Annotated in this window: 11 protein-coding genes; 1 reads left to right on the top strand and 10 read right to left on the bottom strand. The window is 69.9% G+C overall.

Features of this window, described 5'->3' with window-relative positions; genetic code table 11:
• The 8 genes from ABEA62_RS10500 to ABEA62_RS10465 all read right to left on the bottom strand — a co-directional run.
• Positions 1-1,297, bottom strand: a 1,297-nt coding sequence (locus tag ABEA62_RS10500) for a DUF222 domain-containing protein (RefSeq protein WP_345380020.1), incomplete at its 3' end; no start/stop codon positions are given.
• Between the two features lie 83 nt (positions 1,298-1,380).
• Positions 1,381-2,559: a Wadjet anti-phage system protein JetD domain-containing protein gene (locus ABEA62_RS10495; RefSeq protein ID WP_286216504.1), complete on the bottom strand. Its 1,179-nt coding sequence runs from the start codon at positions 2,557-2,559 to the stop codon at positions 1,381-1,383.
• Positions 2,556-5,864, bottom strand: coding sequence for an ATP-binding protein (locus ABEA62_RS10490; RefSeq protein ID WP_345380017.1), 3,309 nt, complete (start codon positions 5,862-5,864; stop codon positions 2,556-2,558). Before ABEA62_RS10490 ends, ABEA62_RS10495 begins: the two co-directional genes overlap by 4 nt.
• The gene (locus ABEA62_RS10485) at positions 5,861-6,517 is read right to left on the bottom strand and encodes a DUF4194 domain-containing protein (RefSeq protein WP_286216507.1); all 657 of its coding nucleotides are present in this window, start codon (positions 6,515-6,517) and stop codon (positions 5,861-5,863) included. The genes ABEA62_RS10490 and ABEA62_RS10485 overlap by 4 nt, the downstream gene beginning before the upstream one ends.
• Positions 6,514-7,989: a DUF3375 domain-containing protein gene (locus tag ABEA62_RS10480; RefSeq protein WP_286216508.1), complete on the bottom strand. Its 1,476-nt coding sequence runs from the start codon at positions 7,987-7,989 to the stop codon at positions 6,514-6,516. Before ABEA62_RS10480 ends, ABEA62_RS10485 begins: the two co-directional genes overlap by 4 nt.
• A gap of 87 nt (positions 7,990-8,076) precedes the next feature.
• Positions 8,077-8,280 carry a hypothetical protein gene (locus ABEA62_RS10475; RefSeq protein WP_286216510.1) on the bottom strand — a complete coding sequence of 68 codons (204 nt, stop codon included), beginning with the start codon at positions 8,278-8,280 and terminating at the stop codon, positions 8,077-8,079.
• A gap of 297 nt (positions 8,281-8,577) precedes the next feature.
• Positions 8,578-8,907 carry a HepT-like ribonuclease domain-containing protein gene (locus ABEA62_RS10470; protein ID WP_286216512.1) on the bottom strand — a complete coding sequence of 110 codons (330 nt, stop codon included), beginning with the start codon at positions 8,905-8,907 and terminating at the stop codon, positions 8,578-8,580.
• 32 nt (positions 8,908-8,939) lie between these two features.
• Entirely contained in the window at positions 8,940-9,413 is a 474-nt protein-coding gene (locus ABEA62_RS10465; RefSeq protein ID WP_286216513.1) for a nucleotidyltransferase domain-containing protein, read from the bottom strand.
• Positions 9,414-9,511: 98 nt separating this feature from the next.
• On the opposite strand from ABEA62_RS10465, the gene ABEA62_RS10460 reads away from it, so the two are divergent.
• Positions 9,512-10,705 (top strand): exonuclease domain-containing protein, encoded by a 1,194-nt coding sequence (locus tag ABEA62_RS10460; RefSeq protein WP_286216514.1) that lies wholly within the window; start codon positions 9,512-9,514, stop codon positions 10,703-10,705.
• Between the two features lie 43 nt (positions 10,706-10,748).
• Here the strand turns inward: ABEA62_RS10460 and ABEA62_RS10455 are convergent, their stop codons facing one another.
• Together ABEA62_RS10455 and ABEA62_RS10450 are read right to left on the bottom strand one after the other, a co-directional pair.
• Positions 10,749-11,867, bottom strand: coding sequence for a hypothetical protein (locus tag ABEA62_RS10455; RefSeq protein ID WP_286216515.1), 1,119 nt, complete (start codon positions 11,865-11,867; stop codon positions 10,749-10,751).
• Between the two features lie 196 nt (positions 11,868-12,063).
• A complete protein-coding gene (locus ABEA62_RS10450) occupies positions 12,064-12,621 on the bottom strand; it encodes a PIN domain-containing protein (protein WP_345380010.1) in 558 nt (185 codons plus the stop codon).
• Between the last annotated feature and the right edge of the window lie 16 nt (positions 12,622-12,637).

Genomic DNA, 12,637 nt, shown 5'->3' with positions numbered 1-12,637 from the left:
TGCCTCCCTGGATGGGGGTGCGGGTGGGGTCGACCGATGCTGGTGGGATGAACCACACTTCGGTGGCCGACGTGCGGACGGTCCAGCCGTCGTCGTGGAGTCGATGGTGGCAGCGGGTACACAGCATCAGCCCGTCGCGCAGGTTGGTTTCACCGTGGTCGCGGTCCCATTCGTTGACGTGGTGTGCGTCGCACCACGCCGCCGGGGCGTGACAGAAGGCGCATCCCCCGTCGCGTTCGATCAGTGCGAGGCGTTGCGCAGGCGTGAAGAACCGCACCGCGCGGCCCAGATCCATGGGTAGCGAGTCGCCGCCGCACACCATCGGCAGGATCTGGGCGTCCACCGCCATCAGCCTCAACTGCTTCGCGGTCAGGGGTGTCGCCATCGAGTCACAGTCCCCTACCCCCAGCCCGGTCCGTAGTGCCTCTTCCGACACGCGCACCACCACGGTCGTCGATGCCGCCGTGCCGGGCTGGGTGCAGCGCAGGCCGTGCCTGGCCAAGTCCGCCAGGGCGTCAACACGCATCCAACCGGCCTCCCGCGGATCACGCGACGTGTCACCGGCATCGCGCTTGTGGGCGAACCCTGCCCGTACCCGGGCATCCAGGAACGCGATCAACGGCGCCGCGCAGACAGGATCAAGGAGCCCGTTGACGGCGACCATCCCATCCACGGTCTCCTTGAAATGCAGAAACCTGGCTTCGTGGACGCGTTGTTCACGCTCGAGCGTGTGATCCGCATCCCACGAGGCAAGAACCTGGCGACCGGCGTGACGCAGATCCTCCAGCGACACCTTCCTCGCCTTCACGACCAGCGCCTGCTCCACCTCGGCGCGTTCACCGTCACGTCCCTCACCGGAACACTGGGCAAGGACCTCACTGACCAGTGCCGCCTTCGCCGCCGACACCTCACCCGCCGCGAACGCGTCAGCCACCACCGCACCCCGCGAGCGAGCACCGTCACCGTCACCGTCAGCATTGAGCAGCGTCCCGGCGGCGATCAGATCACGCGCCCCACCCCGCGTCCCACCCATCCCCGCAGCCACCATCGCCACCGCATTACGAAACCCCTGCTTACGGGCCAGGCCGCCGCCGACCTCGGGAGAAGACCTCCGCGCCACCTCCCCCGCCACCATCGCGACCGGCACCTCCACCACACGAGCCAGACGCGCCACCGTGCCCTGCAGAGACACCACCTCCGCATCCGACAACGAGCCCAACTCCCGCCCCTCAAACACGCGCAACCCAGCCACAGCATCGGCCACATCGGCGGCCACGGCAGCGAGGGAAAGTTCCATAAGAACAGTCAACACACAGGGTCAGACAATCACGACAAAACGGACGCCGCCCCGCGCAAAGTCACAGAAATAGCAGGCAGAACTCAATCCACAAGCGCGGAAACGGCAGCCCGCAGCGTGGCGAGCGCCACGTCCCACGGGATCCGCTCCTGCTCGAGCCGCACCCCACCGTGGCGCCGCAACTCCGCGAGCGTGGAAAGTTCGGCCCCGCTGAGCAACCCCAGCTCGCCCGTGAAGGGCACCGGCTCGCGCACCCACAGGTCGCGGTACGCCACAAGCGTCGAGGTGTCCATCAACAGCGACGCGGCCTCGAGCCCCGCCGCACGTGCCCGGTTGAGAATCGCGAACCCCTGCGAGTCCAGGTCCCCCCAATAGAGCACCCGCGCACGCCGGAGCCACGGAATCGCGGCAAGAGCGTCGACTGCGTAGCCCGCTCCGTGAAACGCGATCACCCCGTCAAGATCGGGAAGCTCGAGCAGCGTCTCGAGATTCTCCGTCACTAGAACCACGCGCGGCGCCACCTCGAGCCCAGCCACCTCCCCCACCGGAGCGGTCACGTCGCGCAGTCCGCCCACCGCGAGCGCGGGATCGAGCACGCGCAGGCGCACCAGCACCGGCGCGCCCAGCAACCCCAGCCCAGACCTGCCCGTCACCGCCGATACCAGCCCCGTCACCATGCCTCGATGACGCTCCAGCCACTTCGTGTCGATCCCGCGAATGGGCAGCGACCGCACGCGACGCCCGGACACCGGATTCTCTGCGAGCCACATGACCACGTCGGCCAGCACCGCAAAGTCCGCCGCGGGCAAGAGTGCAACGGAACCCGCATGCCGGCGCAGCGCCGTCTCGACCGCCGCAGAGTCGTCGGCCAGCGGCATCAACGACGCCCGCAGATCCACGCATCGCGACCGCATCACCGCCCACTCGTCCCCCACCGCCTGCCGGGCACGCGACGCGACCAAGACCACAGCATCGGCCCCCTCGACGCGCACGCGCACGGGAACTTCCTGCGCGCCCACGCGCGCCCAGTTCCGCACGCCCCACTCCACGGACACGGGCCACTCCACATCGGCCGTCCGCCACCGCGCGACCCACGCGCGGGCTGCCTCGAGGTCGTCCAGCGCCGCACGTTCCGTTGGCGGGCGCAGTGGCAGCTCGAGCACCGGCCACGGCGCGGCCGCCGCCGCCCAGCCCCGCGCCTCGCGCGCATAGAGGGACGATGCCCGGGTCGCGACATCAAGAGGCGTCACGGGGGCGCTCACTCCCCCTCCGTTTCGAACCGCACGTGCGCCATGCTCGAGGCCCGGCGCGACGGATTCGACACCGACGTCACGGCCCCCAGATAGGGCTCAAGCGTCTGCAGCAGCTTCTGGGGCGTCGCGAGGACCATGTGGAAGCCGAACTCGACGAAGATGTCCATGGCCATGCGCGTGTAGGTGGAGTCGGACTTGTCGAAGGCCTCGTCGAGGACGATGGTCCCGTAGCGCGGCACCGACTCGTCCTCGGACGCGAGCTGATACCTCAGGGCCGCTGCCAGGCAGAACACCACGAGCCGCTGACGTTGCCCGCCCGACAGTCCCGCGGAGGAGTCATGGACCGACCTCACCGTGCCGTCCGCCTCGAGCTCCCGCGCCAGGAACGTCACGTGCTCGCGGGTGTCGAGCACCCTGGCGCGCCACGCGCGATCGGCGGACTGCGAGGACCCGAGCCGAGTCATCACCCGCTGCAGGACTGCAAAGCGCTTCTCGGCGGAAGCGAGTGTCTCCTCCGCCCACGTCCCGTCGACCACCGCACGAAGGTCCGCGAGGAAGTCCTCCACTTCGCCCGTGCGGCGTGTCTTGACCCTGATCTCGAGGTGGCTGCCCGCATCGAACGGCGACCGCAGCAGCGACGCATTGACGGGTTCGACGCGCTCCTCGACACGGCGGGGCGCGCCCAGGATCTCGTCCCGCAGGTGGATGAGCGTGTCGCGCGAACGCTCCCGCAGCAGCCGTTGGAAGTTGCCCTCGTGGTCGGGAAGACCCCGCGCGACAATCCCGTCGAGCAACGCTGAGAAGCCCGCGCGGTCCGCGATGTCGGCGGCAAGGTCGGCCCCCTGTGCGGGCCAGGTCGCTTTGTAGGTGGCTGCCTGTGCGACAAACCGCGACTCGGCGGCGCGCACCCTGCCCTGGGCCTCCTTCACCTCGCGCGCCAAGGCCGCGCCCACCTCATTCGCCGTGCGGTCAATCGTGTCGATCGAGCGTGATCGCCGCACCGCCGCGAACCGGGCGTCCACCGCCGCGGCGTCGCCGGGGTCGAGAGCATCGACCTCGGCGACGGTCGCAAGGATGTGGGCGTAGCGGTCGCGCTCGCTCTCCGCGCGCAGGTGCGCGGTCTCGGCGGCACGCGCGACCACCAGAAGCTCCTCGTAGGAGGCCTGCGCCTCGCGCTCATGCTGCAACGCTCGGTCGAGGTCGCTGTCGGGCCTCACGAGAGTCTCGAGCTCGCGGCGCAACGCCTCGACCGCGCGTCGCGCCTGGTCAGCATCGAGGCGCGAGTACTCCATGGCGGCCACGTCCTCGAGGGTGCGGCGGCGCTCGAGCACCACCTGACGGGCCCGGTCCGCGGAGGCGACCGCCGCCTCGCGCGCGGCCAGCTCGCGGCGCGCGGCGCCCAGACGCTCCTGCAGCACCTCGACCTTGGCGTCGTTGGAGCCGCCCAGCACCCACGTCGCACGGTCATCCACGGCGTGGCGGTCGTTCTTCTCGTAGCGATGCGAGGAACGCTTGTAGAGCCCGGCGCGCGTCACGCCGCGCGCGACGGCAGCGAGCCCGTCGGGCCCGTCGACGCATGCGACGTCGAAATCCCGACCGATGCGCCGATTGAGGTAGGCCGCATAGGGACCGTCCGCGACGGTCACCTTGTGCACCAGCGAGGAGGGATCGGACACCCGGGGCGGGGCCTCCACCTCGAGCGGGACCTCCTCGAGGACCAGGCGCACGCCCAGGTGCCTGCCGTCGACCAGGCGGCGCACCGCGCTCATCATGTCGGCCCGCACCAGGAGCGCGGTGGACAGCGGCGCCAGCACCCGCTCGATGGCGCCCCTCCATTCCCGATGCTCGTCGCGCACGTCGATGAGCTCGCCCGCGAACGGCAGCGAGCCCTCCGGCACCCCGACCTCGCCCGCGATCCATTCGCGCACCCGCAAGAGTCCGGCGTCGAGGTTGGAGCGGCGGTGCCTCAGCGCGTCCAGCTCCGTGACCAGATGGTCGACGGCACGCCGCGCGGCGGAGTGTGCGTCGTGAAGTCCGTACTCGATGGCCGAGGGCGGCGGCTCCTCCAGCTCGCGCCGCGCGGCCACGACAAGTTCGGAGAACTCGGCCGCCGAGCCGGGCACATCGATCCCCGACGCGCGCAGCCGCGCCGCAAAACGCTCGTGCTCCGCCGCGACCTCTCCCACCCGCCGCGACGCATCCTCGATGCGCGCGCGCAACTGGGTGGCCTCAGTGCCGCCCATCCGCGCCGCCGCTATGCGCGCGGCATCCCACGCGCCGTGCGCCTCGCTCGCGGTCGCACGGGTGCGCTCCACGTCCTGGGCGGTGGTCGCGAAGGCCACCTCGGCATCGTGCAGCGCCTGCTCCGCCAGATCCCGCTTGACCTGGTCCGCGTAGCGCTGGACCAGCTCACCCAGCCGCTCAGCCTCGACCACCGTCGCGGAGGCCTCGGCGAAGTCACCGGCTGCATCCACCGCGACCCGCAGGTGATCGGCCTGGCGGCGCAGGTCCACCACGTGTTCGTAGGCCTCGCGCAGCTCACCGAACTGCTCGACGGCGTTGTCCGCACGCTCGAACGTGCGCGGCAGGTCGAGCATGAACTGGCGGAACAGCGTGTCGAGGGTGCCCAGGTTCTTGGCGGCCTGGGTCTTGTGGAGCAACTTGAGTGCGTTGTCGCTGGAAATGCCCAGTAGCGTCCGCATTCTCGCGTAGAACCCGCCGTGGGAGCCCCCTGACGTCACCACCACGGGACTGAGCGCAGCCTTCAGCTGGCGCACCTCGAGGCCGCGAGCCGCGTAATCCCTGAAGTCGAGCAGTCCCTCGCGCCCGCGCGTGATCACGCACGCATCGCTGACCGCCTTCTTGTCGGTGCCCGTGCCGCGCGCGTGGAACAGTCGCACGAGCGTGACCGGCTCCGACTCCAGGTCCTCGAAGCGCAGCAGGATGCCCGACCACGTGGCGCCCCCGCGCAGGTACGAGGAGACCGTGCGGTCCTCGAACTCGTCCGCCTCCTTGCTCCACGCTCCGCGCACGTAACTGACCAGGCTGCGGTCCTCGCGGCCCGCACCCTGGTCAAGGGCGGCCGCATTAAAGGTGATCCATTTGTCAGGAGTGAGCACGGCGGCGATCGCGTCCAGGATCGAGGACTTGCCCGATCCGGAGGCGCCCGTGAAGAGGTGACCTTCGCGTGCCACGTCCACACCATGGTGGCCATCGAACGTTCCCCAGTTAACGAGTTCGACGCGCGCGAGCCGCCACTGCGGATGCCGCGCCGCGTTCGCAAGCCCCAGCCCCAGATCGAGTTCGGCGGTCATCGCTCCTCCTCGCGCACGGACTCAAACGCCGCGCGCAGCTCGCGCACGCGGTCCGCATCGATGAGCAGCCGCACCACCGGCGAGATCTCCGCCCTCCCCTCCTCGACGGTGTGCAGGACGCGCAGGCTGGTCACCATGGTGCCCCACGAGGAGTTCAGCCGCTTGACGAAGTCGGCCTCGTCGCGGTCGGGGGTGCGGAACACCTGGAGCTCCTCGTAGAGCTCGTCCTGTCCCACGATCACGCGGCCGTGACCGTCGTCGTGGATGAGCCGCTGTCGCAATGCCAGCAGCATGACCGTGTCGAGGTACGTCAGCGACCTCGAACGCACCGCGACCGGGGCATCGTTCCCCTCCCCCGCCACCGACCTCACGAACGCCACCTCGGCGTCGGTGTCGAGCACCAGGTCCAGGAAGAGGTCGTTGAGACGGGAACGGATCTCCGTCACGTCGGCGAGCAGCGCCGCCCAGTTCTGGGGCTCGCGGTCGCGCGACAGGTACGGGCCACGGACCAGGGACAGCAGCGCGCGCCGCGAGCCATCGACGAGCGTGCCGGTGTCGCCCGGCCACAGCCGCGGCCGCGCGTTGAAGGCCTCGCCCGCCGCAGTGAGATCGGGAGTGAGAGGCGACGTGGGGTCCTGCTCGGCCTGGCTCATGGGATCCTTCCGGTGAAGACGTGGCGGGCGACGCGGGCGCGGCGGCGGGCGCCGTCGGCACCGGTCCAGTGGAGTTCCTCTGGCTCGGCTTCGGCAGGGACGATGCCCCAGCGCGCAGCGAGCGCGAGGAGCCCGACCACGCTCGCGACGCCTTGGGTAGCGGGGTTCACCGCAAGCACGTCCCCCACCGACACGACGGCCGTGGCGTCGTGTGCGCGGGCACGGCCGAGGGCGGCGTTGACATCATTCGTGAGCTCGTCGAAGTCGATCTCCGTGGCGCGCGCCAGCGCGCGCAGCGCGGCGAGGTCAGCGACCTCACCCGCGTGGGCCTCGACCTCGCGCGGCGCGTTCATCTCGGCCGGGTCGTGGAGGGTGAGGGCACCGGCACTGCGGATCTCGACGTGGGTGAGCGCGAGCTCCACGCCCAGCTGCGCCCACGGCTTGATCGCGGACGCCGACTCCCTCGCCTCGCCCAGTGCCTCCTGGATCAGCCCGCGAAGCACGCGATCACGCTGGTAGTCCTGTGAGCGCACGTAGCGTCGCAGGCCGCGCGCGAACTGCGTGATCACGTCGTGAATCTCGGCGCTGCGGTCCTTGAGGGTCGTGAGGAACTCTCGCAGGGCGCGCCGCTCGGCGATGCTAAGCGCGCGGGCGAAGTCGCGTTCGAGCACATGGCGCACGTCCTCCTCGAAGGCCGTGCCCAGCGCGGGATCGAGCACGAGCGCCGAAAAGCCCGCGAACGAGCGTCCCGCGTCGGACTCCGCGATGAGGTCCACACCGCGGAACACGTCGTCGAGCACTTCCCGTTGGGACTCCCCCGACTCGAGGATCCGCCGCCGCAACAGGGTGTTGAGCTGCTCGAACTCGGTGCGAACGCGCGCAAAGTCGTCGGGGACCTCGGCCGCTTGAGCCAACAGGTCCTGAACTCGCTCCGTCGCGCGCTCCCCCGCCAGGGCATCGTCCCGACCCTCCTCGATGGCGGCGATGCGTGCGTCGATCGCGGCGCGCTCCTCTCGCAGGCGCGCGAGCCTGCGCTCAGAGGAGGGATCGGTGTCGATCGCGAGTTGGCGCAACTGCGCCGACAGGCTCGCGAGGCGCGACTCTGTGAGCGACCGGCGCGGCGCGTCGCGCGACTCCAAGAAGCGCAACGCCGCCAGGCCCGCGCCGGACAGCTCGAGAGTCTCGGTGCGCGTGTCGGGGGTGGTCCGGCGGACCAGGAACCCGGCGTCGCGCCACGCCTTGACGTAGGCCTGCGCCGTCTGCGGCAGGCTCAGCCCGTGGGTGCGCAGGTCGTCGAGATCGGCATCGATGCGTTCGTAGAGGTCCTCGGCATCGCGCCTATTCGCGTCGCCGTCGAGGTGTTCCTTGAGGAGTGCGGCAACGATCGCGGCGTTGTCGGCGCGCAGCAGGCGCCACGCGGCATCCTCCTCGAGACGTTGGAGGAGGCGCAGGGCGCGTGCGGTCGCTGGCACGGTCGCCATTGTGGCGCACGGGTGTGACAGGCCGGTAGCGCGGGACGATGCGCCGCGAACCCAGTCGCTCGGCGGCGCGCGCCCTCGTCATGGACCGAAGGCGCCGATCGCGACCACAGTGACCCCATCCGCCCACCGGTCTGACTGACCAGTGCCGGTGATCACCGTGAGCACCGGCTCTTCGGCGTCGACGCTGCGCACGAAGCCGCGCAGGCTGGCGGCGGCAGCGTCGACGGTGTCGGCGCTGACGAGCGCGGCGCCAGCGCGCCAGCACATCGTCAAGTTCAGCACCGGCAGTACTCGGAATGTCGCGCACCGAGCCTGCCCAGTCGTCGATGTGGGCGACCCTCAGTCGTCAATGTGAAGAGCGATGAGTAGTCGATGCGTGACCGCCGCCGGGGCGAAGCCCCGGCCCTCGAGCTCTTTGGGCACGCCTCCCACCGCGCCACTACGAGACCGTTCAGCCGGTCGCCGACGCCGCGTGGAAGGTCGCTGTGAGGTCAGCGGCGCCGCGGATCTCCGTGGTGATGATCGCGTCGGCGTGCGCACGGGCCCAGTGACGTAGCCAGCAGGTCAGTTGCCCGCGCGCTACGGAGGAGAACGTCGGATCTCCGCGGCTGCGGCAGCGATCAACGGCGCGAGCGCGACCCTCCACCTGGGCAGGTCAGTGGCCAGCGTCGCCCACGTCATCGACCGGTTGATCTGGTCATATTGATGGACGACGAAGTTGCGGTTGGCGATGGCCAGGGCCCAATCGACCCCTGGCGGCGCGACCACGCCAAGCCGCGCAAGCCGGTTGGCGGACTCACCGAGCTTGATCATGAGCGAGTCCCCAGCCTCCTGAAGGATGTCGTCGCAGTGGTACGCATCGGGTCCGCGCGCGACGATCTCCTCCGCGCGGTGGAGCCACGCCTCCATGTGGAGGATCTCCTTCGCGGCGCGCAGGTGCATTACAGCGGCACGGCTTCACGAGTGACATCGTCGTCGATTCCGGGGCGAATCCCTCCATAATCGACCAGGTCAATCTCCCGTCCAAGTATGTCGACCAGGAGTTGTCGAAAGCCCACGAACTCCAGCGACGACGTCCCCTCGGGCGCCTGGACCAGGAGGTCGATGTCGGACTGCTCTGTGGCAACTCCGCGTGCAACCGACCCGAAGACCGCAAGTCGTGCGTAGCCTCGCTCGGCCGCGAGTGCCTTGATCACCGGCGTCGCCGCCGCCAGCAGCTCGCGTGGATGAACGCCATCGAGTGCAGGAGCCGACTTCAGTTGCTGGCTCACCGCAGGCTGCGAGATTCCTAGGGTGGCGGCGATCTCACGCTGCGACATCCCAGTTGCCGCCATCGCCCGCAGGACGAGGATGCGACGCACGCGCGCAGTCGCCTCGTCGCGTCGCGCGTCGCGGTACTCGGACTCGAGGCTCATAAGCCCAACTTATCAAGCCCCGCGCGCGACGGACAGCCTTGGGGATAACTCCCCCGCTATTCTCGCCCTATCGGGCACCACACGCTGAGGGGGCTGGAATGGCCGGATTCGCCGTCGTCGATCTGGAGACCACCGGCTTCGCATACAACCACTCCGACCGCGTCTGCGAGATCGCGGTCGTGCTCGTCGACCCAGAAGGCAAGCGGGAGGACTCGTACACGACGCTGATCAATCCCCAGCGCGACCTGGGCGCGCAGCACATCCACGGAATCGACGCCAGGGACGCGCGTCTCGCGCCCACATTCGGCCAGATCGCCGGCGACCTCACGGGCATGCTCGCGGGACGAGTCCTCGTCGCGCACAACAGCGCGTTCGATGCGTCGTTCCTCACGGCCGAGTATGCGCGCGCCGGCTGGCCGCTGGACCTCACCCGCGACATGACGCTGTGCACGATGCGCATGGCGCGTGAGTTCGGCGCACCGGCCAAGCTCAGCGCGTGTTGCGACCACTTTGGCATCCCGCTCGACAATGCCCACGCCGCACTGGCGGACGCGACGGCCACCGCCTCCCTGCTCGCCGCCTACATGGAACGCTCGCCCCGGCGGGACGTGTGGGACCAGTGGCTCGCCTTCGGAGAGTCGATCGCCTGGCCCACGCCCCCGCGACTGGCCACGCGGGCGGTCCCGAGAGGGGCATCGTCCCCAGGAAGCAGCCTGCTCGCGGACGTGACGCGACGCCTCGCAGCAACCGCGCACTCGGACGTCCCGGGCGGCGACGAGTACCTCGACCTGCTCGATCGCGTACTGCTCGATCGAAGGATCTCCACGCCTGAGCGCCGCGCGCTCGAGGGACTCGCGGGAGCGCTGGGACTCGGCGTGCACGATGTCGCGGTCCTCCACCGCAAGTACCTCCTGGGTGTGGTGGACCTTGCGTGCGAGGACGCCATCTTCAGCGCCGACGAGCAGGCCGCGGTCATCCAGCTTGCCTCCCTGCTGGAACTGCAGGACCTTGAGGTCGAGGCGCTGCTCGCGGATGCGGCCTCCCGAGTGGCGACCGCATCGACCCAGGTAGAGCTGCACGCGGGTGACATGGTGGTACTTACCGGGATGTCGATGGACCGCAAGCGCGAACTCACCGCGATCGCGCAGTCGCGCGGGCTGGTGGTGTGGCCCGGCGTCAAGAAGGGCGTGCGGGCCGTCGTGGCAAAGGATCCCGCGTCGCAGTCGGGTAAGGCAAGCAAGGCTCGCGCGTACGGGATTCCCGTGGTGGGCGAGGACGTGCTCACGGCGTGAGGGCGTCCTGGCCAGAGGGGACGATGCCGGGCATGCCCCGGCACTACTCGCCGGGGGCGGGCTCGCCTCCCGCCTGCGTCCTGGTCCGCGAGGGCGTGGCTCGCTTGATCAGCCCTCCGATGGCACCCGCCGCGTCGCCGGCCTTGGCGGCGGCGGCACGGGCAGCCCCTCCGACCGCCGCGCCCGTGGCGGCCCCCGCGGACTTCACCGCCGTCACGGCACGCGCCTCCTCGGGTTCGCCGTCACCGTCGACGTCGACCTTGCGGAATGCCTCGGTGGCCTCGACCACCCGGCTCCACACGCTCTCGCCGAAGCCCTTGGCGGAGTCCGCCGCCGACCGCATCGCGACCACCGCCTTCGAGGGGTCGGGGATTCCGTCGCCATCCGAGTCGGTGAGCTCAAGCCACTCGGGCCACTGCTCGGCGGGTGCGGAGAAGCCCTCGCGGCAGGACTTCACGACGCCGCTGCCGAAGTAGTACGAGGTGACGCCACCCGCCACGGCACCGATCACGGGGACGGCCTTCGAGCCGACCCGCACTCCCGCGATGGTCGCGCCCTTGGCGATCGCCTCGCGCGCCAGCACCATGGTGACTGGCACCAGTGCGGAGTCGGGGAGCTGCTGGGCGAGCAGGTCGCCCCACTTCGCGCCGCCCGCGGGGACGGCGGCGCCCGCGACCGCGCGCGCACCCGAGATGGTGGCCCCTGCCGGCAGCGCCGACATCACGATCTCCGTCACACGGCTCTTGCGCTTCTCCCCCAACAGCGCGCCCAGCACGACGGCCTTGGCGCGCTCGGGGTCGTCAATGGGGATGCCACGCAACTCGGCCATGCACAGGGCAAACAGCGCGGTCGTCTCGTAGAAGAACAGGAGGTCCGCGACCCCGAGCCCGATCGCGACGGGGATCCCGACCACGGGGATGCTCGCGGAGGCACCCGCAGCGGCGCTCGCGGTGGTGGTGGTCGCCACGTACTGCGACTCAATCTTCTTCATGATCGCGACAGGAGACGCGGTCGGGTCCTTCCGGCGCAGCTCCTTGATGTACGCCGTCGCCGCGGGCCGCTGCACGGCGATGGCCTTGAACACTCGCTCTTGGAAGTCGGCGGGCAAGGCGATGGCGGAAGTCGACGGCTCGTTGGCCCCATCGGTTGTCGTTGCGGTCATCGTGGTGCGCCCCCTCGGCAAGGTGTCCGTTTCACGCCCGCGCGCCTGTGCCCGGGCTGGTGGTGAACACCGTAGCGGGCGGGTGCGACAGCATGCCCGTGCCCCGCTGATCACCCCGTCCCCGGGCGGCAACCTTGTCCGCGGCGGCATTGCGCGCGGATCGGTGACGCCTTGACGGGAAACGGCCCGATGAGCGTCAAAGCTCACGGATGTGGCCCGCCACGCGTTCTGCAAATGCCGGGCAACCAGCAGCCACGAATCGCGCCGGCAAGTCCGACGCGGGATCGCGCCCTCGCCAGTACTCCCACTGCCTGCGCACCATGCGACGCACGGCGTCCGGACCGGAATCATCAGCGAGCACCAAGAAGCCGTCTGCGCTGACGATGTCGTACGAGAGTGCACCCATCGAGGCGGGGTCGAGGTCGAGGAAGCCACGGTCGTCGGTCACGAGGATGCCCACCTGACCTGCGACGGCGGCCGAGTGGACATGGCGATCGTCTCTATCCGCCAGACCGGGCATCTCGAGAATGGGATAGCCCTCTATCCGCTCGCTCATGACCTGGGACACCTTGTCACGCACAGCCGCGACGACGCGACCATCGAGCCGGGGGTTGCGTCGTCGCAAGTGATAGAGCGTCTCCGCGAGGATGTCCTCGGTCCAGCAGGTCGCAAACATCCCGGGCGACTCGATCTGAATCAGGAAGATTGCGTCTCGCAAAGTGCGCGACATCAGCACATTCGCATCAAGCAGCACCCTCGTCGGCATGTCG

It is taken from the genome of Demequina sediminis (genome assembly GCF_039545075.1).
Lineage (GTDB): Bacteria > Actinomycetota > Actinomycetes > Actinomycetales > Demequinaceae > Demequina > Demequina sediminis.
This window is presented reverse-complemented; position numbering and strand designations above follow the sequence as displayed.